Below are 26,174 nucleotides of genomic sequence, written 5' to 3' on the forward strand. Positions count from 1 at the left end.
GCCGCACCATAAGACAACTACGTAGAAAGGCCAATTCTAGTGAAAATTAGCCTGATTGGAACGAGAAAACCTTATCCGCACGTGATGAAAGTGCAACAGATTTTGCAGACGGTCGAAAAATCAGACAATCGCTAGGCCAATTCGCCCTTCACCAACGGCACAAAGCGCACCGCTTCTACCGCATCGACCACGAAATCGTTGCCATGACGCTGAATGCGTTTGAGGGTTTGGGCCTGCTCGCCCACCGGCAACACCAAAATGCCGCCGTCGTCCAGCTGCTCCACCAGCGCCTGCGGGATCTCCGGCGGCGCGGCAGTGACGATGATCGCATCGAATGGGCCGCGCGACGCCCAGCCCTGCCAGCCGTCGCCGTGGCGAGTGGAAACATTATGAAGATCGAGCTGCTTCAGGCGGCGCTTGGCCTGCCACTGCAGCCCCTTGATGCGCTCGACAGAACAAACGTGTTGCACCAGATGCGCCAGGATGGCGGTTTGATAACCGGAACCGGTGCCGATCTCCAGCACTCTTGAGGTGGGCTTCAGATTCAGCAGCTCGGTCATCCGCGCCACCATATAAGGCTGAGAAATGGTCTGGCCAGAGCCGATCGGTAATGCAGTGTTTTCGTAGGCTTTGTGATCCAGCGCTTCGTCGACAAAACGCTCGCGCGGCACCGCCTCGATCGCTCTCAGCAGCTTTTCGTCCCGGATCCCTTGCTGACGCAGCTGCGTCAGCAATGTTTGCATACGCTTGTTCACCATTCCCCGCTAACCTCTGCCTTGGTTAACCATGTTGTCACGACTTCCTGCGCCGCGTAGGCGGTCAAATCCACCTGTAGCGGCGTGATCGCCACATAGCCTTGTTCCACCGCCGCAAAGTCGGTATCCGGCCCGACATCAAATTTATCACCAGGCGGCCCGATCCAGTAGAGATTTTGTCCACGCGGATCCTGCTGGCAGAAGACCTTATCGGCAGGATGACGGCTGCCACAGCGAGTGACGCGCATGCCTTTGATCTCCGCCAGCGGCAAATCCGGCACGTTGATATTCAGGATTTTTCCGGTGCGTAACGGTTCACGCTGCAGCGCACGCAGGATGCGGCAGGTAATGGCCGCTGCGGTTGCGTAGTGTTGGTGACCGTTCAGAGACACCGCCAGCGCGGGCAGCCCCAGGTGCCGGCCCTCCATCGCCGCCGCGACGGTGCCGGAATAGATGACATCATCGCCTAAATTCGGTCCGGCGTTAATGCCGGAGACGACGATATCCGGCGCCGGGCGCATCAATGCGTTGACGCCAAGATAAACGCAGTCGGTCGGCGTCCCCTGCAGCACCGCGATATCGCCGTTGGCCAGCGTCTGCGTGCGCAGCGGCGACTCCAGCGTCAGGGCGTTGGAAGAACCGCTGCGGTTACGATCCGGCGCCACGACCTGCACCTCGGCGAACTCCCGCAGCGCCGCCGCCAGCACCTGAATGCCCGGGGCGCTAACGCCGTCATCGTTACTCAGCAATATCCGCATCACTGTTATCCTGCTGCATGATTTCGCGAACTACGCTGGTGGCGAAGCTGCCTGCTGGCAGCCAGAAGCGCAGTTCCACGGTAACGTCATCCCACCAGTTCCACTGCAAATTTTGCGGCTGCAACAGCAGGGCCCGACGAGCGGGGTCGACACGCTCGCGCTTTAAAAGCGTAAGCAATTCCGGTTGTTCCGCCAAGCATTGTTGTTCAAAAGCCAAGGCTTTGCCGGCGGTGCCTGGCTCACCGTCGCCCGGCAACGCCGCGGTGACAACCAACTCGCCGGCATCCAGCCGTTGCTGCAACGTCTCCAGCTCATCGGCCTTGGCGACGAACCAGCTGCCACGGCCGCTCAACTGCAGGGCGTCCCCCTCCAGCACGGTGCGCTGCAGGCCGTCGGCCAGGCGCCGGCCGACTATCAGATTGAACAGCGCGCTGCGACTGGCGGAAAGGTAGAAGCTGCGTTTGCTGCGCTCTTTGACGCGGATTTCGTCGTTTGCCCAGCGACGCGCCATCACCAGATTGTTGCCGCCGCGGCCGAAGCGCTGGCTGCCGAAATAGTTTGGCACGCCCTGCGCGGCGATAGCCTGCAGACGGTTTTCCACGTCCTGACGATCGGAAATGTGGCGCAGCACCAGCGTAAAGTGGTTACCCTTCAGGTTGCCGATGCGCATTTTGCGCAGGTGGCGGGCGAACGAGAGCACCTCGCAGCCTTCCAGCGCAAACTGTGAGAAATCCGGCGTGTCCTTGCCCGGCATATGCAGGCAGAACCACTGTTCGGTCACCGCGTGGCGATCCTTCAAGCCGGCATAGCTGACGGAACGGGCGTGAATACCGGCGAAGCGCGCCAGATAGTCGGCCACGAACTGGGTATTGCAGCCGTTTTTACGGATGTTCACCAGCACGTGCTCGCCTTCGCCGTCCGGCGCAAAGCCCAGGTCTTCCACCACCACGAAATCTTCCGGATTGGCTTTCAACACCCCGGTGCTCTGCGGCCGGCCATGCAGCCAGGTCAGATTCGCCATATCCATGCGGTTATTCCTTAATCAGCAAGGCGACCGCTTCGCACGCGATGCCCTCGCCGCGCCCGGTGAAGCCGAGCTGCTCGGTGGTCGTGGCCTTCACGTTGACGTCATCCATATGGCACTGCAGATCTTCCGCCAGGAAGACGCGCATCTGCGGGATGTGCGGCGCCATTTTCGGCGCCTGAGCGATAATCGTGATATCGAGGTTACCGAGGCGGTATCCTTTGGCGCGGATACGTTTCCAGGCTTCGCGCAGCAGCTCGCGGCTGTCCGCGCCCTTGAAAGCCGGATCGGTATCGGGGAACAGCTTGCCGATATCACCCAGCGCCGCAGCGCCCAGCAAGGCGTCGGTCGCGGCGTGCAGCGCAACGTCGCCGTCGGAATGGGCCAGCAAACCTTTGTCGTAAGGGATGCGAACGCCACCGATCACCAACGGGCCTTCGCCGCCGAATTTATGTACGTCAAAACCGTGACCGATACGCATGGTGCGCTCCTTAATTGTCTAACTGAGTCAAATAGAACGCCGCCAGCGCCAAATCCTCCGGCCGCGTTACTTTAATGTTGTCCGCCCGGCCGGCGATCAGCTGCGGATGATAACCGCAATGCTCCAGCGCCGAGGCTTCGTCGGTGACGTTAGCGCCTTCATCCAGCGCGCGCTGCAGGCACTGCTTGAGCAGCGGCAGCGGAAACAGCTGCGGCGTCAGCGCATGCCACAGATCCTGCCGTTCGACGGTGTGGGCGATGGTGTCGCGGCCAGGTTCGGCGCGTTTCATGGTGTCACGCACCGGCGCGGCAAGAATGCCGCCGACCTTGCTGTGTGCGGTGATCGCCAGCAGGCGCTCGAGATCGTCGGCATGCAGGCAGGGGCGCGCAGCGTCATGCACCAGCACCCAGTCCGCATCGCCCGCGAGCTTCAGCCCGGCCATCACCGAATCAGCGCGCTGTTTGCCGCCCTGAGTGACGGTCACCCGCGGATCCTGGGCGATGGGCAGCCGTTCGAACTGGCGATCTTCCGGGCTAATCGCCACGATCACCCGTTCAATGCGCGGGTGGCGCAACAGGGCATGGATAGCGTGTTCGACGATGCTGTGCCGGCCGATGGTTAAATATTGCTTCGGGCATTCCGCCTGCATGCGGCTGCCGATACCGGCAGCGGGCAGGACGGCAATCACCGAGGGAAAGGTGCCTGCGGAGTGATTCATGCGTTATTTTTGTGCGTTATTTTGCGAGGAAGACGCCGCGTTGCGTCTGGATTGGTCAGGAACCAGACGATAGAAAGTCTCACCGGGCTTGATCATGCCCAGCTCATTACGCGCTCGCTCTTCGATCGCTTCCTGACCGCCGTTCAAATCATCGATTTCGGCAAACAGCTGATCGTTACGCGCTTTCAACTTGGCGTTACTGCCCTGTTGGACCGCAACGTCTTCATTGACTCGCACGTAATCGTGAATACCATTTTTGCCCAGCCACAGTGAATACTGTAACCAACCGAGCAATGCCAGCAATAGCAGCGTAAGTTTTCCCATCTCCGCCCCCTGAAAAACCGACCAATCATCCCACAACTTCTCGTTGGACTCCACACTGAGAGCGGCATTTCAGCGCCAAATTCAGAATACGGATGAAGGGTTCCCGAGTTTATCGCCTAATTCCGTGGTGAAAGCGGCAAAAAAAGCCCCTTTTGCCCGGCACGCGCGGCGCATTTTCCGATGAGACATACACTGCCCTCCCCCCATTATGCAGCAAGAACCACTGCATCGCCGCTTGCTGACCCATCGCTTACGCCAAAGCAACGTCAAAAGTGAATATTTAACACCATAGAAAGAATAATCCTCATGCAGTGGTTGCACTTTCATTCATTGAAGCTTATTTTTATGCATTCATAGTGCATAAATAATTCCAATATATAACCATTCATTATCGGGGATCGCGATGTTAAAACGTTTAGTTCTGATCGGCGCCTGCCTGGCCGCCACCTTCTCCACCGCCGCGTTAGCGGCTGAAACGACCTACGTCGTCGGCTCCGGCGGCACCTATCGGCCGTTCGAGTTTGAAAACAGCCAAAAGCAGCTGGAAGGTTTCGACATCGACATCATCAAAGCGGTGGCCAAAGCCGAAGGCTTCCAAATCAAACTGATCAATACGCCGTGGGAGGGGATCTTCGCCACGTTGAATTCCGGCGATCGCGACATCATCATTTCCGGCATCACCATCACCGACAAGCGCAAGCAAATGGTTGATTTCTCGGCGCCTTACTTCCCGGCCGAACAGGCTATCGTGGTGCCGCAAGACTCGACGGTGGACTCCATCGCCGCGCTGAAGGCGCTGAAGGTCGGCGTGGTGAACTCCAGCACCGGCGACATCGTGGTGTCCGACGTGCTGGGTAAAAACAGCACCGCTATCAAGCGCTTCGACAATACCCCGCTGATGCTGCAAGAGCTGTATGAAGACGGCATCGGCGCGGCGGTCGGCGACGTCGGCGTGGCCAAGTTCTATATCAAAACCCACCCTGAGAAAGCCTTCAAGTTGGTGCCCGACGCCAAGTTTGAGCGCCAGTATTTCGGCATCGCCGTCGCCAAAGGCAACGATGAGCTGCGCAACAAAATCAACGCCGGCCTGAAGAAAATCGTCGCCGACGGCACCTACGCCAAGATCTACCAAACCTGGTTCGACAGCAACGTACCGACGCTGCCGGCGGAATAATGCCCTGCCGCCGGCGCCCGCATGGGCGTCGGCGCGCCACCGTTTCAGCCTACCAAGAAGGAACACCCTTTGAACTTCCGCTGGGAGATCATCCAGGAATACGCGCCGTTGTTTATGGAAGGCGCCTGGATGACCATCAAATGCACCATTATCTGCGTGCTGCTGGGCACCACCTGGGGCTTGATCCTCGGGCTGGGCCGCTTGGCGCAGGCGCCGCACGGCATCTGGAAACCCATCCTGCATTACGGCGTTCAGTGGCCGGTACGCATCTACATCAGCGCCTTTCGCGGCACGCCGCTGTTCGTGCAGATCATGGTGGTGCACTTTGCATTGGTGCCGCTGTTCATCAATCCGCGCGACGGCCTGTTGGTCACCAGCGGCCTGATGAGCGTCGATTTCGCCCGTGCTCTGCGCGCCGACTACGGTGCCTTTCTTTCCTGCGTGGTGGCGATCACGCTCAACGCCGGCGCCTATGTGTCGGAGATCTTCCGCGCCGGGATCCAATCGATCGATCGCGGTCAGATGGAGGCTTCGCGTTCGCTGGGCATGAGCTACGGCAAGACCATGCGACAGGTTATCTTGCCGCAGGCCTTCCGCCGCATGCTGCCGCCGCTGGGCAACAACGCCATCGCGATCGTCAAGGATTCGTCGCTGGCCTCCGCCATCGGCCTGGCGGATCTGGCCTATGCCGCCCGTACCGTCTCCGGCGCCTACGCCACTTACTGGGAGCCCTATCTGACCATTTCGCTGGTCTATTGGGTCATCACCTTCCTGCTCTCGCTGCTGGTGCAACACATGGAAAAGAGGTTCGGTAAAAGTGATTCGCGTACATAACCTGCAAAAACAGTTCGGCGAAAGCCACGTGCTGCGCGGCATTTCCTGTCAGATCGCCGCCAATGAAGTGGTGTGCGTCATCGGCCCTTCCGGCTCAGGGAAGAGCACCTTCCTGCGCTGCATCAACGCGCTGGAAACGCTCTCCGGCGGCGAGATCGAGGTGAATGGCTTCGCCGTCCACGATCAGAAAACCGACCTGAACAAAATGCGTGAAAGCGTGGGCATGGTATTTCAGCGCTTCAACCTGTTCCCGCACATGACGGTGTTGGAAAACATCATCATGGCACCGGTAAGCGTGAAGAAACTGCCGCGCGCCGAAGCCATTACGCAAGCTGAACAGCTGCTGCGCAAGGTCGGCCTGCTCGACAAGATTGACGCCTACCCCAACAGCCTGTCCGGCGGCCAGCAGCAGCGGGTGGCGATCGCCCGCGCGCTGGCGATGGAGCCGAAGATCATGCTGTTCGACGAACCGACCTCCGCGCTCGATCCGGAGCTGGTGGGCGAAGTATTGGCAGTGATGAAATCGCTGGCCCACGAGGGCATGACCATGGTGGTCGTCACGCATGAGATGGGCTTTGCCCGCGAGGTGGCCGACCGGGTGCTGTTTATCGATCAGGGGATCATTCAGGAGGAAGGCGCACCGCAGCAGATCTTCAGCCATCCGACTAATCCGCGCACTCAGGCATTTCTAAGCAAAGTTTTGTAACCTTCGGCACCGCTTTGCAATCCTTCGGGCGCCGGCATCGGCGCCCGCTCCCTCACCACCCGGTCAGGAAGCTGAACACCAGCCAAAACAGGCACAGCACAATGGTGCCGGTCAACAGCAGCGTCAAGATCAGACGACCGCGCAGCAGCATGCTGAGGGTGATGCCGATCAACACCGACAGCGGCATCAGCGCCAGGAAGAATGGCCAAGTATAAAGCAGGAAAAACAGCGTGTTGGAACCGTAAACCAGAAACGGCAACGCGAACGCCAGCCAGTAGAAAACAAAGCCGCTGACGCCGCCCAGGAAAGAATAAGAAGGCTCCTCTCTCTCCTGTTTTGATTGCTTGGCGTCGATCAAGATAGGCGTGACATTTTGCATAGTGATCCCTGGTTATTCGGCTCGCTCTGCGGCGGCTTAGAGTAAAAAGCGCATGGCGAAAAACGCCACACGCTTTTTTTGAATTCAGGGTTTGATAATAGCCTGACCACGCAACACGTCTAACAATTGCGCAATCAAATTTGTTACCAATTGTTGGCCATCAAGGTGGATTTCCGGCTGCTGCGGCGCCTCGTAAACCGCGTCGATACCGGTGAAATTGCGCAGCTCGCCGGCGCGCGCTTTCTTATACAATCCCTTCGGATCGCGCGCCTCGCAGATCGCCAACGGCGTATCGACAAACACCTCGATAAAGCGATCGTCGCCGAGCATCTCGCGCACCATTTGCCGCTCGGCGCGGTGCGGCGAAATGAACGCGGTCAGCACCACCAGCCCGGCGTCCACCATCAGCTTGGCCACTTCCCCCACCCGGCGAATGTTCTCGCGCCGATCCTCGTCGGAGAAGCCGAGATCGCGGCACAGGCCATGGCGCACGTTATCGCCGTCCAGCAGGTAGGTGCTGACGCCGAGCCCATGCAGCGCCTGCTCCAGCGTGCCGGCGACGGTGGATTTGCCCGAGCCGGACAGCCCGGTAAACCACAGCACCGCGCCGCGATGGCCGTTGCGCGCTTCGCGATCCGCGCGCGTCACCGCGTGCGGATGCCAAACCACATTTTCGTCGTCCGGCCCGGTCGCCCTCAGTTCAACGGCCACCTTATCGGCCACCGAGCAGATCGCGCGCGCCCCAGTGCGGGAAGTGCTTGCGCACCAGCGCATTCAGCTCCAGCTCGAAGGCGCTGAATTCGCCGCGCGCCGCCGATGCGGCCTGCAGCGTCTCACGCACCAGACCGGCACCAACCGTCACGTTGCTCATGCGATCGATAAAGATCAGCCCGCCGGTGTCGTGATTGTTCTGGTAGCTGTCCAGCACCAGCGGTTCGTCGAAGGTCAGTTCCACCAATCCGATGCCGTTGAGCGGCAACGTGTCGGCCGGATGCTGCGTCAGCGTATTGATCTCCACCTGATGACGGATGCTCTCCACGCGTGCGCGGGTCTTTTTACCGGCGATCTTGATGTCGTAGCTCTGGCCCGGCACCAACGGCTGCTCGGCCATCCATACTACGTCCACCAGCGCGCTCTGCGCCGCCTGCAGACTTTCGCCGGCGTCGACCAGCAGATCGCCCCGGCTGATGTCCACTTCATCCTTCAGCACCAGCGTAATCGCCTCGCCCGGCACCGCTTCTTGCAGATCGCCGTCGAAGGTCACGATGCGCGCCACGCTGGACTCCACACCGGAAGGCAGCACTTTGACCCGTTGCCCCACCCGCACCACGCCGGCAGACAGCGTGCCGGCATAGCCGCGAAAATCGAGGTTCGGGCGGTTGACGTACTGCACCGGGAAACGCAGCGGCTGGTTTTCTCGCTCGCTGATCACGTCAACGCTCTCCAGCACTTCCAGCAGCGTCGGGCCGCTGTACCACGGCATATGGGCGCTTTCGCTCGCCACGTTGTCGCCGTCCAGCGCCGACAGCGGCACAAATTTGATGTCCAGGTCGCCTGGCAGCTGCTGGGCGAAGGTCAGGTAATCCTGTTTGAACTGCTCGAACACCGCTTCCTGATAGTCCACCAGATCCATCTTGTTCACCGCGACCACCAGATGGCGAATGCCCAGCAGGGTCGCGATAAAGCTGTGGCGGCGAGTCTGATCCAGCACCCCTTTGCGAGCGTCGATCAGCAGGATCGCTAGATCGCAGGTAGAGGCACCGGTGGCCATGTTGCGGGTGTACTGCTCATGCCCCGGGGTATCGGCGATGATAAACTTGCGTTTTTCGGTCGAGAAGTAGCGATAGGCCACGTCGATGGTGATGCCTTGTTCGCGCTCGGCCTGCAGGCCGTCCACCAGCAGCGCCAGATCGAGCTTCTCGCCCTGGGTGCCGATGCGTTTGCTGTCGCTGTGCAGCGTCGACAGCTGATCCTCGTAGATCTGGCGGGTATCGTGCAGCAGGCGGCCGATCAGGGTGCTTTTGCCGTCGTCGACGCTGCCGCAGGTCAGAAAGCGCAGCAGGCTCTTGTGCTGCTGCGCGTGCAGATAGGACTCGACGCCGCCCTGGTCAGCGATTTGTTGTGCAATTGCGTTGTTCATCCGGCGGCTCCTTAGAAATACCCTTGACGCTTTTTCAGCTCCATCGAGCCGGACTGATCGCGATCGATCATCCGCCCCTGGCGTTCACTGGTGGTGGAGACCAGCATTTCTTCGATGATCTCCGGCAGGGTTTGCGCCTGCGAGTCCACCGCGCCGGTCAGCGGCCAGCACCCCAGGGTGCGGAAACGCACCATGCGCTGGCTGATCACTTCGCCCGGCTGCAGATCGATGCGATCGTCGTCCACCATCATCAGCATGCCGTCGCGCTCCACCACCGGGCGTGGTTTCGCCAGGTACAGCGGCACGATGTCGATCTTTTCCAGGAAGATGTACTGCCAGATATCCAGCTCGGTCCAGTTCGACAGCGGGAAGACGCGGATGCTCTCCCCTTTGTTGATCTGGCCGTTGTAGTTGTGCCACAGCTCCGGCCGTTGGTTTTTCGGATCCCAGCGGTGGAAGCGATCGCGGAACGAATAGATGCGCTCTTTGGCGCGCGATTTCTCCTCGTCGCGCCGCGCACCGCCGAAGGCGGCGTCGAAACCGTACTTGTTCAGCGCCTGCTTCAGGCCCTCGGTCTTCATGATGTCGGTATGCTTGGCGCTGCCGTGCACGAACGGGTTAATGCCCATCGCCACCCCTTCCGGGTTTTTATGCACCAGCAGCTCGAAGCCGTACTCCTTCGCGGTGCGATCGCGGAATTCGTACATTTCGCGGAATTTCCAGCCGGTATCGACGTGCAGCAGCGGGAACGGCAGCGTGCCGGGGAAGAACGCCTTGCGCGCCAGATGCAGCATCACGGAAGAGTCTTTGCCGATGGAATACAGCATCACCGGGTTGGCGAATTCAGCGGCGACTTCACGGATGATATGGATACTCTCCGCCTCCAATTGCCGCAAATGAGTGAGTCGTTTTTCGTCCATAACAGGTCCTTAAAAGCCTTGCCTATGCCAAATTCACGACGGCCGGGCGCGCTGCCCCTTCCGTCTGCGATTGATGCCCGAACCAGGCGATTTGATGGTGCAGTTCCACCACTTCGCCGATCACCAACAGCGCCGGCAGCGGCGCCTGTTGGGCCAGGTGTTCCAGTTGTTCCAGCGTGCCGATCTGCACCTGCTGATCGGCGCGCGTGCCGCGGCTGATCACCGCCACCGGCGTCGCGGCAGCGCGACCGTGGGCGATCAGCCGCTGGCTAATGTCCGCCGCCTTCATCGTGCCCATATAGATAGCCAACGTCTGCCGCGCCCGAGCCAGATCGGCCCAGTCCAGGCCATCGCCGTCGGGGCGGCAGTGGCCGGTGATAAAGGTCACGCTCTGCGCGTGGTCGCGGTGCGTCAGCGGAATGCCGGCGTAGGCGGTCGCCCCCGCGGCGGCCGTGACGCCCGGCACCACCTGGAACGGGATGCCGGCGGCGGCAGCCACCTGCAGCTCTTCGCCGCCGCGGCCAAAGATGAACGGATCGCCACCCTTGAGGCGCACCACGCGTTTGCCCTGCTGCGCCAGTTCCACCAGCAGCCGATTGGTCTCCTCCTGGATCACCGAGTGCGCGCCGGCGCGCTTGCCCACGCAGATGCGTTCGGCGTCACGGCGCACCAGATCGAGGATTTCGCCGCTGACCAGATGGTCATACAGCACCACGTCCGCCTGCTGCATCACCTGCAGCCCACGCAGGGTCAACAGCCCCACGTCGCCCGGCCCGGCGCCCACCAGAGCGATCTCGCCCTGCGCGCCTTCATCGCCTGCGGCGAAGCGGTGCAAATCCTGCTCCAGCTGCCGTTCCGCCTGCGCCGTCTGGCCGTTGGCCACCAGCGTGGCGAAACGACCGCCAAAGGTTTTCTCCCAGAAACGGCGACGCTCGCCAATCGAGGCCAGCCGCTGTTTGACCTGGCCGCGCCAGCGGCCCGCCACCTGCGCCATCTGCCCCAAACTGGCGGGTAGCAACGCCTCCAGCTTTTCGCGCAGCAACCGCGCCAGCACCGGCGCCTGGCCGCTGGACGATACGGCCACCACCAGCGGCGAGCGATCGATGATCGACGGGAAGATGAACGAACAACGCGGCTGATCGTCCACCACGTTGGCCAGCACCCGGCGTTTATCCGCCTCGGCGAACACCGCGGCGTTCAGCGCGTTGTCGTCCGTGGCGGCGATCGCCAGAAACACGTCGTCCAGCTGCTGCGGATCAAAGCTTTTCCCCAGCCAGAGCACCTGCCCTTGCTGACGTTGTTGTTCCAGTTCCGGTGAGAGCGACTGCGCAACTATCCGTATTTCAGCCCCGGCGCGCTGAAGCAGATCGACTTTGCGCGCCGCCACGTCACCACCGCCAACGACCAGTACCGGACGTTGTTTCAGGTCGGCGAATATTGGTAGATAGTCCACAACAGCCTTTTCATATAACAGAAAGATAGTGTGACTATACGGGCTGAGATTTAGCCTCTGAAATGACGAAAAGGAATGATTAGTTCCTTTATGGAATATAGGCCGCAACGCCGAAGGCAAACGGTGATACTCACGACAGCAGTTTGCGCGTTGGCGCGAAAATTAAGAGACAGGGAAATTGTGTAATGCCGCCCGGCGTCTCATACTGGGTGCCGAAGAAAAATGATCGGCAGCGCCGATAGCAAAGAAGGATTTTTCGGTATGTTTTCCCGTTTTTACCTGAAGACCAGCCTGCTGGCCCTCGCACTCGGCGGCGTCTTCAGCGTGTGTGCCGCACAGCCCGTAAAAGACGCGCCAATGGGCCGTTTCGCCGCCGAACAGACCCGCCACATCGCCACTTACTTCCCCGGCCGCATGGCGGGCAGCCCGGCCGAATTGCTCACCGCCGACTACCTGAAGCAGCAATTCAGCAAGATGGGTTACCAAAGCGATATTCGCAGCGTCAATACGCGCTATCTCTACACCAGCAAAGATGGCAAGAAGAACTGGAACAACGTCACCGCCAGCTCGGTGATCGCCGCCCGCAACGGCGACAGCCCGAAACAAATCGTGGTCGTCGCCCACTTCGACACCTATACGCCGCAGAGCGACGAGGATCTGGATAACAACCTCGGTGGCTTGACGCTGCAGGGCGTCGACGACAACGCCTCCGGCATCGGCGTAATGCTGGAACTGGCGGAACGCCTGAAGAACATCCCCACCGCCTACGGCCTGCGCTTCGTCGCCACCAGCGCCGAAGAGCTCGGTTCGCTGGGGGCGCAGAACTACCTGCAGCGAATGAGTGCGGAAGAGAAAAGCAACACCGTGCTGGTGATCAATCTCGACAGCCTGATCACTGGCGATCGGCTGTACTTCAACGCCGGGCGCAACACGCCGCCGCAGATGGCGAAGCGCTCCCGCGATCGCGCGCTGGATATCGCCCATCGCTACGGCATCGCCGCCGCCACCAATCCAGGCAGCGCACAGCATCCGCAGGGCACCGGCTGCTGCTCCGATCAAGAGGTGTTCGATGCCGCAGGCATCCCGGTATTGTCGGTAGAGGCCACCAACTGGTCGTTGGGGGAGAAGGACGGCTATCAGCAGCGCGCCGTCAGCCCGCACTTCCCGCAGGGCATCACCTGGCACCGCCCGCAATACGACAACCTGCAGTATCTGGATCGCTATCTGCCGGGGCGGATCGACAAACGCAGCCGCGACAGCGTGCAGATCCTGCTGCCGCTGATCAAAGAGTTGGCGCAGGCGCACCCGCCGAAAGCACAAAAGAAAAAGTAGCCTACAAAAAAACAGGGCCCAGCATTGCTGAGCCCTGTCGGGTGATTCGCCTCTTTTAGCCTTCGTGCAGACCGCACTCGCGCTTCAGGCCGAAGAAACGCGTCTCTTCCTCACTCATGCCCGGCTCCCATTTCTGGGTGGTGTGGGTATCGCCTACCGACAGGTAGCCCTGTTCCCACAGCGGGTGATAACTCAGCCCGTGTTCGGTCAGATACTGGTAAATCTTGCGGTTGTCCCAGTCGATGATCGGCAGGATCTTGAACACCCCACGCTGCACCGCCAGCACCGGCAGATTGGCGCGGCTACCGGACTGCTCGCGCCGCAGACCGGCGAACCAGCTCTGCGCCCCCAGCGTCTCCAGCGCGCGGTTCATCGGCTCAACCTTGTTGATCTGGTTGTACTTTTCAATCCCTTCCACGCCCTGTTCCCACAGCTTGCCATAGCGCGCCTCTTGCCAGGCGGGAGACTGTTCGGCGCGGAACACCTGCAGATTCAGCTTCAGCTGGTCGGTCAGTTGATCGATAAAGCGATAGGTTTCCGGGAACAGGTAACCGGTGTCGGTCAGGATCACCGGGATATCCGGCCGGATGCGCGTCACCAGGTGCAGACATACCGCCGCCTGAATGCCGAAACTGGACGAGAGTACGAACTCGCCGGGCAGATGCTCCAGCGCCCATGCAACGCGCTGTTCGGCGCTGAGGGTCTCCAGTTGGCCGTTGACTACCGCCAATGCCAGCGCCTGCCCGGATTTGGGCAACGCGTTCAGCGCCGCCAGATCGAATTCAGCCATGTTGTCTCTCCTGATGCTTGAAATTACCTGCGCGGCCCCTCTGCCCAGAGGCCGCCCGGCCTCACTCCCAGAAATCTCGCGCCGGATCCAGCACCGGTTTGACGATGCCCGCACGCACGGTGAAGTCGCCGAAGCCTTCGCCGCCGTTGCGCTCCTCCGCCCAGCGCCCCACCAACAGGTCGATCTCGTTCAGGATCTCGTCTTCGTTGATGTTCTCGCGGTACATGCGCGGAATGCGCGTGCCTTCGCGGTTGCCGCCCAAATGCAGGTTATAACGGCCGACCGCCTTGCCCACCAGCCCCAGCTCCGCCAGCAGCGCGCGGCCGCAGCCGTTCGGGCAGCCGGTAATGCGCAGCACGATATGCTCGTCGCCCACCCCGTGCCGATGCATGATCCCCTCCACCTTGGTGACGAACTGCGGCAGGAAGCGCTCGGCCTCCGCCATCGCCAGCGGACAGGTCGGGAACGACACGCAGGCCATCGAATTCTTGCGTTGCTCGCTGATCTCGTCGTCGATCAGGCCATGATCGCGCGCTAGGGCTTCGATCTTCGCCTTCTCGCTTTCCGGCACGCCGGCGATGATCACGTTTTGGTTCGCCGTCAGACGGAAGTCACCTTTATGGATCTTGGCGATCTCCGCCATGCCGGTCTTCAGCGGGCGCCCCGGATAGTCCAGCAGGCGGCCGTTCTCGATAAACAGCGTCAGGTGCCATTGATCGTCGATGCCCTTCACCCAACCGATGCGATCGCCGCGGCCGGTGAATTCATACGGCCGGATCGGCGCGAAAGTAATGCCGGCGCGCTTTTCCACTTCGGCGCGGAAAACATCTACCCCGACGCGCTCCAGCGTGTATTTGGTCTTGGCGTTCTTGCGATCGGTGCGGTTGCCCCAGTCGCGCTGCGTGGTCACCACCGCTTCCGCTACCGCCAGCGTATGTTCGAGCGGAATGTAGCCGAACTCGCTGGCCTGGCGCGCGTAGGTTTTCTTGTTGCCGTGTTCGATGGACAGCCCGCCGCCCACCAGCAGGTTGAAGCCTACCAGCTTGCCGTTTTCGGCGATCGCCACAAAGTTCATGTCGTTGGCGTGCAGATCGACGTCGTTCTGTGGCGGGATCACCACCGTGGTTTTAAATTTGCGCGGCAGGTAGGTCGGCCCCAGAATCGGTTCTTCGTCGGTGGTGGCCACCTTTTCCTGATCCAGCCACACCTCGGCGTAGGCGCGGGTGCGCGGCAGCAGGTGTTCGGAGATCTTCTTCGCCCACTCGTAGGCTTCCTGATGCAGCTCGGACTCCACCGGGTTGGAGGTGCACAGCACGTTGCGGTTCACGTCGTTGGCGGTCGCCAGCGCGTCCAGCCCCAGGCGGTTCAGCAGCTGGTGCACCGGTTTGACATTGCCTTTCAGGATGCCGTGAAACTGGAACGTCTGGCGGTTGGTGATGCGAATGCTGCCGTACAGCGTGCTCTCCTGCGCGAACTTGTCGATGCCCAGCCACTGCTGTGGGCTGATGACGCCGCCCGGCAGGCGGCAGCGCAGCATCATGGCGTGGCGCGGCTCCAGCTTCTGCTCGGCGCGTTCGGCACGAATGTCACGGTCATCCTGCTGGTACATGCCGTGAAAACGGATCAGCAGGAAGTTGTCGCCGTTGAAGCCGCCGGTCAGGCCGTCGTTCAAATCTTCGGCGATGGTGCCACGCAGGAAGTTGCTTTCCTTCTTCATGCGCTCCGCATCGGCCAGTTTGCCTTCGACTACCAAAGGCCCGGGGTGTTTATCACTCATCAGTAAACATCTCGCTGATAACGGCGCTCAAGGCGCAGCTCACTTAAAAATTCATCCGCCTGCTCGGTATCCATGCCACCGTGCTCGGCCACCAGTTCCAGTAATGTGTTTTCCACGTCTTTCGCCATGCGATTGGCATCGCCGCAGACGTAAATGTGCGCGCCTTCCTGAATCCAGCGCCACACTTCTGCGCCCTGTTCGCGCAGTTTGTCTTGTACGTATATTTTATGTTGCTGGTCACGGGACCAGGCCAGATCGATGCGGGTCAGCAGGCCGTCTTTCACGTAGCGCTGCCATTCGACCTGGTACAGGAAATCTTCGGTAAAGTGCGGGTTGCCGAAGAACAGCCAGTTCTTGCCGCCGGCGCCGTCGGCGTCGCGCTGCTGCATAAAGGCGCGGAACGGCGCGATGCCGGTGCCCGGGCCGATCATGATCACCGGCGCCTCCGGATTGGCCGGCAGGCGGAAGTTGTCGTTGTGCTCGATAAACACCCGCACGTCACCGTCTTCCTCCAGGCGATCCGCCAGGAAGCCGGAGGCGCCGCCGCTGCGGGCGCGCCCGTCGATGTCGTAACGCACCACGCCCACGGTGATGTGCACTTCGCTTTCGTTCTCCGCCTGCGAAGAGGCGATGGAGTACAGGCGCGGCGTCAGCGGACGCAGCAGCCCGACCAGCTGTTCGGCGCTCAGATCCGCCGGCGCCTGGCGCACCATGTCGACGATCGGCGTGTTGTGCGCATACTGCTGCAGCGCAGCCTTATCCGCCAACAGACCGATCAGCGTTTCGTCGCGCGACAGCGCGGCGTATTTATCGACGATCGGCGTGGTGTTCTGCGTCAGTTCGAAATGGCTGCGCAGCGCCTGCGCCAGCGGCAGGGTCTTCCCTTCCACCTCGACCGGCTCGTCGCCTTTCAGCCACAACAGCTGCACCAGTTCGTCCACCAGCGCCGGATCGTTGTCGAACCATACGCCGAGCGCATCGCCCGGCTGATAGCGCAGGCCGGAGTCGCCCAGATCGATCTCGATATGGCGCACGTCTTTATCCGACGCGCGGCCGGTAATTTTCTGCTTGACCGCCAGTTGGGCGGTGAGCGGTTGTTCCTTGCTGTACGGACTGCTGTCGATCAGGTCGACCGCGCCGCTGGCCAACACGCCCGGCGCAGCGCTTTCCGCCGGCGCGCGCGCCTTCAGCACCGACACCACCTGTTTGCGCCAGGCGGCGGCCAGCTCCTGGTACTCCACGTCGGCATCTACGCGCTCCACCAGGCGCTCGGCACCCAGCTCGGCCAGCTTGCCGTCGAAATCTTTACCTGACTGGCAGAAATTCTCATAAGAGGTGTCGCCTAACCCGAACACCGCAAACGCGGTGTCATTGAGCTTCGGCGCCTTCTTCGAGAACAGGAATTTATGCAGCGCCACCGCTTCTTCCGCCGGTTCGCCTTCCCCTTGTGTGGAGGCGACGATCACCAACAGGCGCTCTTGCGCTATCTGTTTGAACTTGTAGTCGCCGGCGCTGACCAACGTGGCGCTCAGATTGGCGGCCAACAGATCGTCGCGCAACTGCTCCGCCAGGCGGCGCGCATTGCCGGTCTGCGAAGCGGAAATGATGGTGATGGCGGCCGCAGCCGCAGGGGCGGCAGGCGCAATGGCCACGGCTCCGGGCTGTTGATTGACCATGCCCCAAAAATAACCGGACAGCCACGCCAGCTGCGTCGGCGAATAGTCGCCGATCGTCGCCTGTAAGCGCGCCAGCTGTTCGGGCGTCAGCGGGAGCAAAGATGTTGGAGGAGCCTGAGTCGTCATTGCTGTACTTATTTCCTATACTTAGCGCCTTTCCTGCCAGGCGCGCGCCAGTGCCAGTCGCTGTCTCTTCGCTGCGTCGGGTGTGCGGAAAAGATCAGGAGAGTTTGTAAGGTTACCGAGCAGAATAGCAACGATTAAATAAGGGATAGCAATAAATCATAACCAAAATGACTAAGCTGTTTTTCTGGTAAGGGATAACGCTTAAACCGTTAAACAAAGTTTTTTATCCAGATGAAAATAAAGCACTTTTTTTCATCATTTTTTCACCGTTCAACATTTCGGCTCATAACCCCAGCCGATAGGTGCCGCAGACACCAAACAAAAAAAGTGTTAACCGGGTGCGTTTGCCGTGGCGGTAGACCATACCGGTATAAATGGCAAGCAGGCGCGCTTTCCGGTACTATGCGGCGGTTTTTGAGTCAATGAGGCCGTAATAATGGCAACCACGCTGTTTAAAGATTTTCAGTTTGAAGCCGCACACCGTTTGCCGCATGTACCGGAGGGCCACAAATGCGGCCGTCTGCATGGGCATTCGTTTATGGTGCGTCTGGAAGTGACCGGTGACGTGGATCCCCACACCGGTTGGGTGATGGATTTCGCCGAGCTCAAGGCTGTGTTTTCCCCGATCTGGGAGCGGCTGGATCACCATTATCTGAACGATATTCCAGGATTGGAAAATCCCACCAGCGAAGTGCTCGCCGCCTGGATTTGGCAGCAGCTCAAGCCTCAGTTACCGGAACTGACTGCGGTGATGGTGAAAGAGACCTGTACGGCGGGATGCGTATATAAAGGTTGATGCCGTGAGGGTATGTGCAGATACCCTCACACTACCTCGCCTTGCAGATCCAGGTGCCGCGCCGCCCAGGGCCTTTCCGACAGGCTCAGCGCCATTCCCCCTCGATAGACAAACGTTTTGCTCTCGCCATCCTCAATGAACGCCGTCTCGTTTTCCATCGCCCGATAGCCGGCGCCGGTATAGTACTTTTCGCTTACCGCAAACAGTATGGAATACGCGATCCCTTTACTGCGCAAATAGTCATGCGCCTTCACCAGCATGTTTGCGGCCACGCCGCGGCGCCGATGCGTGTGTGCCACGGCCACCAGCCCGATGATGCCGATCACCTCGGCCTCACCGTCAATCAACACCGGCCGCTCATGCACCGCCAGTTGGCCGACGATCGCCTCGCCTTCCGTGGCGGTCACCAGACAAGCCGGCACCTGCCGCCAATAAAATCCGTCGGTTATCTCGGGGAAAGCGTCGGACAACAGCGAGCGAATCGACCGCAATTCCGCTTCCGTCACCGCCTCGAATGCACGCGATACAATTTTCACCGTAACTCCCGTCCCGTTCGAAGGCCTGCGGCCAATAAAAAACTCAGGCGATATTCAGATATTTGTGGGTCTGCATCGACAGCCGCCAATTGCGCGCAATGCAGGTTTCGATGCACAGGCGGGTCGCCTCTTCTTTCTGGCTGATCGGTTGCAGCGCGATAATCCGCGCCTTGTCATCCTGCAACGTCGCCAGCAGCGCATCCAGCGCCTCGATGTCGCGCTCGCGCGCCACCGGATGCTTCACCTCGTCAGCGCGCCGCAGCGCCTGATCCAGCACCTTCATGCCGCCGCGCATATTCACCTTGGGTGAAACCGTCACCCAGGTGTTGGCGGAGCAGCGAATTTCGTGGGTGCCGCTGGTCTCAATCTGGCAACGGTAGCCGTGCTGTTCGAACAGCTCGGTCAGCGGCGCCAGATCGTAAATGCAGGGTTCGCCGCCGGTGATCACCACATGACGCGCGGTGTAGCCTTGTTGGCGCATCACCGCCAACAGCTGCTCGGCGCTGGCATTGCCCCAGGCGTCGCTCTCTTCTGTTTTGACCAGGATCCGTTGCAGGTCGACTTCCCGATGGGCTTCCTTTTCCCAGGTATGTTTGGTATCGCACCAACTGCACCCTACCGGGCAGCCCTGCAGGCGGATGAAAATGGCCGGCACGCCGGTGAAAAAGCCTTCGCCCTGCAAGGTTTGGAACATCTCGTTGATCGGGTACTGCATCGGTTTCTCAATCTGGAAAAGTAAAAAGCGATTATCGCAGATTCCGGCCCGGCGACCAAACGGCCAAAATTGTATTAAATTTTATCCTCCGCGCCGCCATCAGCATATCTCACCGCCAATGGCGTTCATTTAATTTGTTAACCGGTCTTTGGCCTTTCATCGGCGGTGCAACCTGCTCCACAGAAAACAACACGCAGTTAACAAATAAGATAATTATATTTGACATAAAGCGCTGACGCGCAGATGTATATACAAGCAAACACAAGCCGAGCGCCAGTTTCGGCCACGTTCCATCACGACTACATCTGCGTTTAGAGGGTGCCATGACTCATTCCACCAGCGAGTTAAACATTCAACAGGCCATCGACGACAGCAAGTTTTCGCTGTTTCACTGGACCCTGATCATTCTCGGATTCCTGATCCTCGCCATCGACGGTTTCGATACCGCCGCCATGGGCTATATCGCCCCCTCGGTCGCCAAAGACTGGGGCATCGTCAAACAGGATCTGGGGCCGGTGCTGAGCGCCGCGCTGCTGGGGCTGTCGCTCGGCGCGCTGATCGCCGGGCCGATCTCCGACCGCATCGGCCGCAAGCGCGTGCTGGTGTTTTCCTGCCTGTTCTTCGGCCTGTCGAGTTTGGCCACCGCCTACGCCGGTTCGCTCAACAGCCTGACGCTGTGGCGCTTCCTCACCGGCCTTGGGCTGGGGGCGGCGATGCCCAACGCCATTACCTTGATCTCCGAATACGCGCCGCAGCGCTGCCGTTCGCTGGCGATCAACACCATGTACTGCGGCTTTCCGCTGGGCGCAGCCGGCGGCGGCGCCATTTCATCGTGGCTGATCCCGAGCTACGGCTGGCACAGTGTGCTGCTGCTCGGCGCCATTGCGCCGCTGGTATTGACGGTTCTGCTGATCCTGCTGCTGCCGGAGTCGGTTAAATATATGGTTAACCGCGGCCAGGATGCGGCGAAGATCAAGCGCATCGCGCAGCGCTTCGTTAGCCGGAGCCTCGACGGCGTGACGCGTTTTTATCTGTACGAAGAGAAGCTGGCGCAGACCAAGACCAGCGTCGGCCTGCTGTTCAGCCGCCCTTACCTGCTCGGCACGCTGATGCTGTGGCTGACCTACTTTATGGGGCTGGTGATCTACTACGTGTTGCTGAGCTGGATGCCAATCCTGATGCAGGGATTGGGCTATCAGTTGGAGCAATCGGCGATGCTCACCTCGCTGTTCACCTTCGGCGGCACGCTGGGCATCCTGGTGGCCGGCTGGTTGATGGACCGCTGGAATGCGCACAAAGTGGTCTCGAGCGGCTTTGTCGTCACCGCCCTGCTGATCGTGGCGATGGCCACCGAGGATAAACAGATCGTGCTGCTAGGCGCCTTCATCTTCCTGATGGGCGTCACCATGAACGGCGCGCAGTCCGGGCTGCAAACGCTGGCGGCGACATTCTACCCGACCCACAGCCGCGCCACCGGCATCGCCTGGATGCAGGGCATCGGCCGCTTCGGCGGCGTCGCCGGCACCATGATGGGCGCCCAACTGCTGGCCATGCAGTGGGAAGTGCAGAGCATCCTGATGTTCCTGTGCGTGCCGGCGCTGATCGCCGCCATCGCCACGGTGTGCAAGATGAGCCGCAAACCGACGCTGCAGCCGGCCGCCTGACCCTTGCAAGCCCGCCCACGGCGGGCTTTCTTCCTGCGGTGATAGGGCTTTTTTATTCTCCGCCGTCAACTGTAATCAGACTGTAAAAATATTGTGACTAGTCGCCCAAAAATGAGTCAATTTTAATTCATTTTTGCCGAACAGCTCACTTTTCTCCGGCTTTCCGTACCTGAGACCGGCGATAAAAAATCGCATATCAACCTGATATAAAAAGAAAATAACTTTTTCTTATGCCACTTTTCAGCGGCAACTGGTCAGTGTTGCATATGCTTGTACATACAAGTATATGTTAATAAGCCCTATGCATTGTTATGCCGTGGTACTCATCCCCACCGCGGCATGGAATCTGCACCGATACTGTTTGAGGAAACTGCTGTGACTACAAATAACAAAGTTCGCAATGTCGATGTACGCGCGCCACGCGGCACACAATTAAACGCAAAAAGCTGGCTGACCGAAGCGCCGTTACGCATGCTGATGAACAACCTCGATCCTGAAGTTGCGGAGAACCCACACGAGCTGGTGGTGTACGGCGGCATCGGCCGCGCCGCGCGCGACTGGGATTGCTACGACAAGATCGTCGAAACCCTGAAAACGCTGGAAGAAGACGAAACCCTGCTGGTGCAGTCCGGCAAACCGGTCGGCGTCTTCAAAACCCACAGCAACGCGCCACGCGTGCTGATCGCCAACTCCAACCTGGTGCCGCACTGGGCAACCTGGGAACACTTCAACGAGCTGGACGCCAAAGGCCTGGCGATGTACGGCCAGATGACCGCCGGCAGCTGGATCTACATCGGCAGCCAGGGCATCGTTCAGGGCACCTATGAAACCTTCGTTGAAGCGGGCCGCCAGCACTACGACGGCAGCCTGCAGGGGCGCTGGGTGCTGACCGCCGGTCTGGGCGGCATGGGCGGCGCGCAGCCGCTGGCCGCGACGCTGGCGGGCGCCTGCTCGCTGAACATCGAATGTCAGCAGAGCCGCATCGATTTCCGTCTGAAAACCCGCTACGTCGATGAGCAGGCCAAAGATCTGGACGACGCGCTGGCCCGCATCAAGAAATACACCTCAGAAGGCAAAGCCATCTCCATCGCTCTGTGCGGCAACGCAGCGGAAATCCTGCCTGAGCTGGTGCGCCGCGGCGTGCGCCCGGACATGGTCACCGACCAGACCAGCGCCCACGATCCGCTGAACGGCTACCTGCCGAAGGGCTGGAGCTGGGAAGAGTATCGCCAGCGCGCGCAAACCGAGCCGGCCAAAGTGGTCGCCGCCGCCAAGCAGTCGATGGCCGATCACGTCAAAGCCATGCTGGCGTTCCAGCAGATGGGCGTGCCAACCTTCGACTACGGCAACAACATTCGCCAGATGGCGAAAGAAACCGGCGTCGACAACGCCTTCGACTTCCCGGGCTTCGTGCCGGCCTACATCCGTCCGCTGTTCTGCCGCGGTATCGGGCCGTTCCGCTGGGCGGCGCTGTCCGGCGATCCGCAGGACATCTACAAAACCGACGCCATGGTGAAAGAGCTGATCCCGGATGACGAACACCTGCACCGCTGGCTGGACATGGCGCGCGAGCGCATCAGCTTCCAGGGCCTGCCGGCGCGCATCTGCTGGGTTGGCCTCGGCCAGCGCGCCAAGCTGGGCCTGGCGTTCAACGAGATGGTACGCCGCGGCGAACTGTCCGCCCCGATCGTCATCGGCCGCGACCACCTGGATTCCGGCTCCGTTTCCAGCCCGAACCGTGAAACCGAAGCGATGAAAGACGGTTCCGATGCGGTTTCCGACTGGCCGCTGCTGAACGCCCTGCTGAACACCGCCAGCGGCGCCACCTGGGTTTCCCTGCACCACGGCGGCGGCGTCGGCATGGGCTTCTCCCAACACTCCGGCATGGTGATCGTCTGCGACGGCACCGACGAGGCCGCCGAGCGCATCGCCCGCGTCTTGCACAATGACCCGGCTACCGGGGTCATGCGTCACGCCGACGCCGGTTACGATATCGCTATCGACTGCGCCCGCGAGCAAGGCCTGAACCTGCCGATGGTTGCCGCGACCCAAGGAGAAAAAGCATGAAAGCGCTGACTATTCGCCCGGGCAAACTGACGCTGGCCCAGCTACGCGACGTGTATCAACATCCGGTGACGCTGACGCTGGACGACAACGCCTACGGCCCTATCCAACAGAGCGTGGCCTGCGTGGAACGCATCGTTGAAGAAAACCGCACCACTTACGGCATCAACACCGGGTTTGGCCTACTGGCTTCGACCCGCATCGCCCGCGACGATTTGGAAAACCTGCAGCGTTCGATCGTGCTGTCACACGCCGCCGGCGTGGGCGAGCCGACCGACGACAACCTGGTGCGCCTGATCATGGTGCTGAAGATCAACAGCCTGTCGCGCGGCTTCTCCGGCATTCGTCTGGAAGTCATTCAGGCGCTGATCGCGCTGGTCAACGCCGAAGTTTATCCACATATTCCGCTGAAAGGCTCAGTCGGCGCCTCCGGCGACCTGGCGCCGCTGGCGCACATGAGCCTGGTGTTGCTGGGCGAAGGCCAGGCGCGCCATCAGGGCCAATGGCTGCCGGCGACCGAAGCGCTGGCCAAAGCCGGCCTGAAACCGCTGACGCTGGCGGCGAAAGAGGGCCTGGCGCTGCTGAACGGCACCCAAGTCTCCGCCGCCTTCGCGCTGCGCGGCCTGTTCGATGCCGAAGATCTGTTCGCCGCGGCGACCGTGGCGGGCAGTCTGACGGTGGAAGCGGCGCTGGGCTCTCGCAGCCCGTTCGATGCGCGTATCCACGAGGTGCGCGGCCAGCGCGGCCAGATCGACGCCGCCCTCGCCTACCGCCACCTGCTCGGCGCGCGCAGCGAAGTCTCCGACTCGCACCGCAACTGTGAAAAAGTGCAGGATCCTTACTCCCTGCGCTGCCAGCCACAGGTGATGGGCGCCTGCCTGACGCAGATCCGCCAGGCCGCCGAGGTGCTGGAAATCGAAGCCAACGCCGTCTCCGATAACCCGCTGGTGTTCGCCGAACAGGGCGACGTGCTGTCCGGCGGCAACTTCCACGCCGAACCGGTAGCGATGGCCGCCGATAACCTGGCGCTGGCGTTTGCCGAAATCGGTTCGCTGTCCGAACGCCGCATCTCGCTGATGATGGACAAACACATGTCGCAACTGCCGCCGTTCCTGGTGGAAAACGGCGGCGTGAACTCCGGCTTCATGATCGCCCAGGTCACCGCCGCGGCGCTGGCCAGCGAAAACAAAGCGCTGGCGCATCCGTCGAGCGTCGACAGCATCCCGACCTCCGCCAACCAGGAAGACCACGTCTCCATGGCGCCGGCCGCCGGTCGCCGCCTGTGGAGCATGGCGGACAACGTGCGCGGCATTCTGGCGGTCGAATGGCTGGCCGCCTGCCAGGGCCTGGATTTCCGCAACGGCCTGAAGACCTCGGAAGGTCTGGAGCAGGCGCGCCGTCTGCTGCGCGAGCATGTCAGTTTCTACGACAAGGATCGTTTCTTCGCCCCCGACATTGAAGCCGCCAGCCAACTTTTGGCGGCCGGTCACCTGACATCGCTGCTGCCTGCGGCGCTGCTGCCTAGCCAGGCATAATCATCACACACTGAATCACGCAGTTTGTTCTGCCCCGCCGGGTGCATTCCACCCGGCGCGGGCAGCGCGTGCCTGTTCGGCAAACACTTAACGGGAAACAACATGCGTAACGAAACGACACAACTCAGACGCGGACTAAACGCGCGGCATATCCGTTTCATGGCTCTCGGCTCGGCGATCGGCACCGGCCTGTTCTATGGCTCCGCCGGCGCCATCCAGCTGGCCGGCCCGGCCGTGCTGCTGGCCTACCTGGTGGGCGGCGCGGCGGTGTTCATGGTGATGCGCGCGCTGGGTGAAATGGCGGTACACCAGCCGGTTTCCGGCTCGTTCGGCCACTACGCCAGCCACTACCTCGGCCCGCTGGCCGGGTTCCTCACCGGCTGGACCTACACCTTTGAAATGGTGATCGTCGCCCTGGCGGACGTCACCGCCTTCGGCATCTATATGGGGCTGTGGTTCCCGGACGTCGCTCAGTGGGTTTGGGTGCTCAGCATCATCCTGTTTATTGGCGCGCTCAACCTGTGCAGCGTCAAGGTCTTCGGCGAGCTGGAGTTCTGGCTGTCGCTGGTCAAGGTCGCCGCCATCGTGGCGATGATCGTCGGCGGTGCGGCGGTGATGCTGTTCGGTTTCGGGCAAACCCAACACGCCACCGGTATCAGCAACCTGTGGCAACACGGCGGCTTTATGCCTAACGGCTTCGGCGGCGTGGTCGCGTCATTAGCGGTGGTGATGTTCGCCTTCGGCGGCATCGAGATCATCGGCATTACCGCCAGCGAGGCGAAAGACCCCGCCAAAGTGCTGCCGAAGGCGATCAACGCCGTACCGGTGCGCATCCTGCTGTTTTACGTGCTGACGCTGACGGTGCTGATGGCGATCTATCCGTGGAACAGTATCGGCCAGAACGGCAGCCCGTTCGTCGAGATTTTCAGCAACCTTGGCATCAGTTCCGCCGCCAACGTGCTGAACGTGGTGGTGATCACCGCGGCCATTTCGGCCATCAACAGCGACATCTTCGGCGCCGGCCGCATGATGTACGGCATGGCGCAGGACGGCCAGGCGCCGCGCAGCTTCACCAAACTGACCGCCAGCGGCGTGCCGTGGATGACGGTGCTGGTGATGTCACTCGCCCTGCTGCTGGCGGTGGTGCTCAACTACCTGATCCCGGAGAAGGTCTTCATGATCATCGCCTCGATCGCCACCTTCGCCACCGTCTGGGTGTGGCTGATGATCCTGCTGTCGCAGATCGTCATGCGCCGCACGCTGTCGCCGGAAGAAACTCGTCAGTTGAGCTTCCCGGTGCCGTGGTGGCCGGTGGCGCCGGCATTGGCGACCGCCTTTATGGCGTTCGTCATCGGCCTGCTCGGCTACTTCGAAGAGAGCCGCATCGCGCTGTACGTCGGGCTGGTGTGGATCGCTTTACTCACCGTGGCTTACTGGCTGTGGGTGCGCAAAAAAGGCGGCGGCTCGCCGGTGACCGCGGCGACGCAACAGATGTAA

Annotated in this window: 25 protein-coding genes; 9 read left to right on the forward strand and 16 right to left on the reverse strand. The window is 60.9% G+C overall.

Annotated features, from left to right (window positions below):
• Positions 1-131: 131 nt before the first annotated feature.
• The 6 genes from RE418_RS02305 to ftsB are packed head-to-tail and all read right to left on the reverse strand — an operon-like array spanning position 132 to position 4,060.
• Complete coding sequence (locus RE418_RS02305; RefSeq protein WP_004932585.1) at positions 132-758, reverse strand: protein-L-isoaspartate(D-aspartate) O-methyltransferase; 627 nt, start codon at positions 756-758, stop codon at positions 132-134.
• A complete protein-coding gene (surE, locus tag RE418_RS02310; RefSeq protein ID WP_043135825.1) occupies positions 752-1,513 on the reverse strand; it encodes a 5'/3'-nucleotidase SurE in 762 nt (253 codons plus the stop codon). The genes RE418_RS02305 and surE overlap by 7 nt, the downstream gene beginning before the upstream one ends.
• Positions 1,494-2,540: a tRNA pseudouridine(13) synthase TruD gene (gene truD / locus RE418_RS02315; RefSeq protein WP_043135828.1), complete on the reverse strand. Its 1,047-nt coding sequence runs from the start codon at positions 2,538-2,540 to the stop codon at positions 1,494-1,496. The genes surE and truD overlap by 20 nt, the downstream gene beginning before the upstream one ends.
• A gap of 4 nt (positions 2,541-2,544) precedes the next feature.
• Entirely contained in the window at positions 2,545-3,018 is a 474-nt protein-coding gene (gene ispF, locus RE418_RS02320; RefSeq protein ID WP_004932594.1) for a 2-C-methyl-D-erythritol 2,4-cyclodiphosphate synthase, read from the reverse strand.
• A gap of 10 nt (positions 3,019-3,028) precedes the next feature.
• Positions 3,029-3,736 carry a 2-C-methyl-D-erythritol 4-phosphate cytidylyltransferase gene (ispD, locus tag RE418_RS02325; RefSeq protein ID WP_043135831.1) on the reverse strand — a complete coding sequence of 236 codons (708 nt, stop codon included), beginning with the start codon at positions 3,734-3,736 and terminating at the stop codon, positions 3,029-3,031.
• A 3-nt stretch (positions 3,737-3,739) separates the two neighbouring features.
• Positions 3,740-4,060, reverse strand: a complete 321-nt coding sequence (gene ftsB / locus RE418_RS02330) for a cell division protein FtsB (RefSeq protein ID WP_021505314.1) — start codon at positions 4,058-4,060, stop codon at positions 3,740-3,742.
• Between the two features lie 403 nt (positions 4,061-4,463).
• Here ftsB and RE418_RS02335 point away from each other — a divergent pair, with 403 nt between their 5' ends.
• From RE418_RS02335 to RE418_RS02345, 3 genes are read left to right on the forward strand one after another with little or no spacing between them, the layout of a single operon-like run.
• Complete coding sequence (locus RE418_RS02335; RefSeq protein WP_025301618.1) at positions 4,464-5,234, forward strand: basic amino acid ABC transporter substrate-binding protein; 771 nt, start codon at positions 4,464-4,466, stop codon at positions 5,232-5,234.
• Between the two features lie 21 nt (positions 5,235-5,255).
• The gene (locus RE418_RS02340) at positions 5,256-6,068 is read left to right on the forward strand and encodes an amino acid ABC transporter permease (RefSeq protein ID WP_049204754.1); all 813 of its coding nucleotides are present in this window, start codon (positions 5,256-5,258) and stop codon (positions 6,066-6,068) included.
• The gene (locus RE418_RS02345) at positions 6,052-6,774 is read left to right on the forward strand and encodes an amino acid ABC transporter ATP-binding protein (protein WP_043135839.1); all 723 of its coding nucleotides are present in this window, start codon (positions 6,052-6,054) and stop codon (positions 6,772-6,774) included. The genes RE418_RS02340 and RE418_RS02345 overlap by 17 nt, the downstream gene beginning before the upstream one ends.
• A 52-nt stretch (positions 6,775-6,826) precedes the next feature.
• Here the strand turns inward: RE418_RS02345 and RE418_RS02350 are convergent, their stop codons facing one another.
• The 5 genes from RE418_RS02350 to cysG form a co-directional block, all read right to left on the reverse strand.
• Positions 6,827-7,153, reverse strand: coding sequence for a DUF3561 family protein (locus RE418_RS02350; RefSeq protein ID WP_025301616.1), 327 nt, complete (start codon positions 7,151-7,153; stop codon positions 6,827-6,829).
• An 84-nt stretch (positions 7,154-7,237) separates the two neighbouring features.
• Positions 7,238-7,927: an adenylyl-sulfate kinase gene (gene cysC / locus RE418_RS02355; RefSeq protein WP_080287102.1), complete on the reverse strand. Its 690-nt coding sequence runs from the start codon at positions 7,925-7,927 to the stop codon at positions 7,238-7,240.
• A complete protein-coding gene (cysN, locus tag RE418_RS02360) occupies positions 7,866-9,293 on the reverse strand; it encodes a sulfate adenylyltransferase subunit CysN (RefSeq protein ID WP_043135846.1) in 1,428 nt (475 codons plus the stop codon). The genes cysC and cysN overlap by 62 nt, the downstream gene beginning before the upstream one ends.
• 11 nt (positions 9,294-9,304) lie before the next feature.
• On the reverse strand, positions 9,305-10,213 hold the full coding sequence (gene cysD / locus RE418_RS02365; RefSeq protein ID WP_004932620.1) for a sulfate adenylyltransferase subunit CysD: 909 nt from the start codon (positions 10,211-10,213) through the stop codon (positions 9,305-9,307).
• Positions 10,214-10,235: 22 nt separating this feature from the next.
• On the reverse strand, positions 10,236-11,666 hold the full coding sequence (cysG, locus tag RE418_RS02370; RefSeq protein WP_043135853.1) for a siroheme synthase CysG: 1,431 nt from the start codon (positions 11,664-11,666) through the stop codon (positions 10,236-10,238).
• A gap of 261 nt (positions 11,667-11,927) precedes the next feature.
• On the opposite strand from cysG, the gene RE418_RS02375 reads away from it, so the two are divergent.
• Positions 11,928-12,998 (forward strand): aminopeptidase, encoded by a 1,071-nt coding sequence (locus RE418_RS02375; RefSeq protein WP_025301612.1) that lies wholly within the window; start codon positions 11,928-11,930, stop codon positions 12,996-12,998.
• Positions 12,999-13,053: 55 nt separating this feature from the next.
• On the opposite strand, the gene RE418_RS02380 is transcribed toward RE418_RS02375, so the two are convergent.
• The 3 genes from RE418_RS02380 to cysJ form a co-directional block, all read right to left on the reverse strand.
• Complete coding sequence (locus RE418_RS02380; RefSeq protein WP_016929052.1) at positions 13,054-13,788, reverse strand: phosphoadenylyl-sulfate reductase; 735 nt, start codon at positions 13,786-13,788, stop codon at positions 13,054-13,056.
• 61 nt (positions 13,789-13,849) lie between these two features.
• The gene (cysI, locus tag RE418_RS02385) at positions 13,850-15,565 is read right to left on the reverse strand and encodes an assimilatory sulfite reductase (NADPH) hemoprotein subunit (RefSeq protein ID WP_043135856.1); all 1,716 of its coding nucleotides are present in this window, start codon (positions 15,563-15,565) and stop codon (positions 13,850-13,852) included.
• Positions 15,565-17,367, reverse strand: a complete 1,803-nt coding sequence (gene cysJ / locus RE418_RS02390) for an NADPH-dependent assimilatory sulfite reductase flavoprotein subunit (RefSeq protein WP_025301609.1) — start codon at positions 17,365-17,367, stop codon at positions 15,565-15,567. The genes cysI and cysJ overlap by 1 nt, the downstream gene beginning before the upstream one ends.
• 436 nt (positions 17,368-17,803) lie before the next feature.
• On the opposite strand from cysJ, the gene queD reads away from it, so the two are divergent.
• Positions 17,804-18,163, forward strand: coding sequence for a 6-carboxytetrahydropterin synthase QueD (gene queD, locus RE418_RS02395; protein WP_025301608.1), 360 nt, complete (start codon positions 17,804-17,806; stop codon positions 18,161-18,163).
• 26 nt (positions 18,164-18,189) lie between these two features.
• Here the strand turns inward: queD and RE418_RS02400 are convergent, their stop codons facing one another.
• Positions 18,190-18,699, reverse strand: a complete 510-nt coding sequence (locus RE418_RS02400; RefSeq protein WP_158523376.1) for a GNAT family N-acetyltransferase — start codon at positions 18,697-18,699, stop codon at positions 18,190-18,192.
• A 43-nt stretch (positions 18,700-18,742) separates the two neighbouring features.
• A complete protein-coding gene (gene queE, locus RE418_RS02405; protein ID WP_004932641.1) occupies positions 18,743-19,414 on the reverse strand; it encodes a 7-carboxy-7-deazaguanine synthase QueE in 672 nt (223 codons plus the stop codon).
• A gap of 323 nt (positions 19,415-19,737) precedes the next feature.
• On the opposite strand from queE, the gene RE418_RS02410 reads away from it, so the two are divergent.
• The 4 genes from RE418_RS02410 to RE418_RS02425 all read left to right on the forward strand — a co-directional run bounded on the left by RE418_RS02410 (position 19,738) and on the right by RE418_RS02425 (position 26,174).
• On the forward strand, positions 19,738-21,078 hold the full coding sequence (locus tag RE418_RS02410) for an aromatic acid/H+ symport family MFS transporter (protein ID WP_025301605.1): 1,341 nt from the start codon (positions 19,738-19,740) through the stop codon (positions 21,076-21,078).
• Positions 21,079-21,453: 375 nt separating this feature from the next.
• The gene (hutU, locus tag RE418_RS02415) at positions 21,454-23,145 is read left to right on the forward strand and encodes a urocanate hydratase (RefSeq protein ID WP_025159649.1); all 1,692 of its coding nucleotides are present in this window, start codon (positions 21,454-21,456) and stop codon (positions 23,143-23,145) included.
• Positions 23,142-24,677: a histidine ammonia-lyase gene (hutH, locus tag RE418_RS02420; protein ID WP_025301604.1), complete on the forward strand. Its 1,536-nt coding sequence runs from the start codon at positions 23,142-23,144 to the stop codon at positions 24,675-24,677. Before hutU ends, hutH begins: the two co-directional genes overlap by 4 nt.
• 102 nt (positions 24,678-24,779) lie before the next feature.
• Positions 24,780-26,174: an amino acid permease gene (locus RE418_RS02425; RefSeq protein WP_089180569.1), complete on the forward strand. Its 1,395-nt coding sequence runs from the start codon at positions 24,780-24,782 to the stop codon at positions 26,172-26,174.

Source organism: Serratia sp. szju (genome assembly GCF_044594185.1).
GTDB lineage: Bacteria > Pseudomonadota > Gammaproteobacteria > Enterobacterales > Enterobacteriaceae > Serratia > Serratia bockelmannii.

Excerpts from the sequence above, each read along its gene's own strand:
- RE418_RS02380 (WP_016929052.1), bottom strand. The coding sequence starts at position 13,788 with ATGGCTGAATTCGATCTGGCGGCGCTGAACGCGTTGCCCAAATCCGGG.
- RE418_RS02375 (WP_025301612.1), top strand. The coding sequence starts at position 11,928 with ATGTTTTCCCGTTTTTACCTGAAGACCAGCCTGCTGGCCCTCGCACTC.
- RE418_RS02410 (WP_025301605.1), top strand. The coding sequence starts at position 19,738 with ATGACTCATTCCACCAGCGAGTTAAACATTCAACAGGCCATCGACGAC.
- truD (WP_043135828.1), bottom strand. The coding sequence starts at position 2,540 with ATGGATATGGCGAATCTGACCTGGCTGCATGGCCGGCCGCAGAGCACC.
- RE418_RS02425 (WP_089180569.1), top strand. The coding sequence starts at position 24,780 with ATGCGTAACGAAACGACACAACTCAGACGCGGACTAAACGCGCGGCAT.
- hutH (WP_025301604.1), top strand. The coding sequence starts at position 23,142 with ATGAAAGCGCTGACTATTCGCCCGGGCAAACTGACGCTGGCCCAGCTA.
- cysI (WP_043135856.1), bottom strand. The coding sequence starts at position 15,565 with ATGAGTGATAAACACCCCGGGCCTTTGGTAGTCGAAGGCAAACTGGCC.
- ispF (WP_004932594.1), bottom strand. The coding sequence starts at position 3,018 with ATGCGTATCGGTCACGGTTTTGACGTACATAAATTCGGCGGCGAAGGC.
- RE418_RS02340 (WP_049204754.1), top strand. The coding sequence starts at position 5,256 with ATGGGCGTCGGCGCGCCACCGTTTCAGCCTACCAAGAAGGAACACCCT.
- surE (WP_043135825.1), bottom strand. The coding sequence starts at position 1,513 with ATGCGGATATTGCTGAGTAACGATGACGGCGTTAGCGCCCCGGGCATT.
- RE418_RS02305 (WP_004932585.1), bottom strand. The coding sequence starts at position 758 with ATGGTGAACAAGCGTATGCAAACATTGCTGACGCAGCTGCGTCAGCAA.
- queD (WP_025301608.1), top strand. The coding sequence starts at position 17,804 with ATGGCAACCACGCTGTTTAAAGATTTTCAGTTTGAAGCCGCACACCGT.
- cysJ (WP_025301609.1), bottom strand. The coding sequence starts at position 17,367 with ATGACGACTCAGGCTCCTCCAACATCTTTGCTCCCGCTGACGCCCGAA.
- cysN (WP_043135846.1), bottom strand. The coding sequence starts at position 9,293 with ATGAACAACGCAATTGCACAACAAATCGCTGACCAGGGCGGCGTCGAG.
- cysC (WP_080287102.1), bottom strand. The coding sequence starts at position 7,927 with ATGCGCTGGTGCGCAAGCACTTCCCGCACTGGGGCGCGCGCGATCTGC.
- queE (WP_004932641.1), bottom strand. The coding sequence starts at position 19,414 with ATGCAGTACCCGATCAACGAGATGTTCCAAACCTTGCAGGGCGAAGGC.
- RE418_RS02350 (WP_025301616.1), bottom strand. The coding sequence starts at position 7,153 with ATGCAAAATGTCACGCCTATCTTGATCGACGCCAAGCAATCAAAACAG.
- ftsB (WP_021505314.1), bottom strand. The coding sequence starts at position 4,060 with ATGGGAAAACTTACGCTGCTATTGCTGGCATTGCTCGGTTGGTTACAG.
- cysD (WP_004932620.1), bottom strand. The coding sequence starts at position 10,213 with ATGGACGAAAAACGACTCACTCATTTGCGGCAATTGGAGGCGGAGAGT.
- ispD (WP_043135831.1), bottom strand. The coding sequence starts at position 3,736 with ATGAATCACTCCGCAGGCACCTTTCCCTCGGTGATTGCCGTCCTGCCC.
- RE418_RS02335 (WP_025301618.1), top strand. The coding sequence starts at position 4,464 with ATGTTAAAACGTTTAGTTCTGATCGGCGCCTGCCTGGCCGCCACCTTC.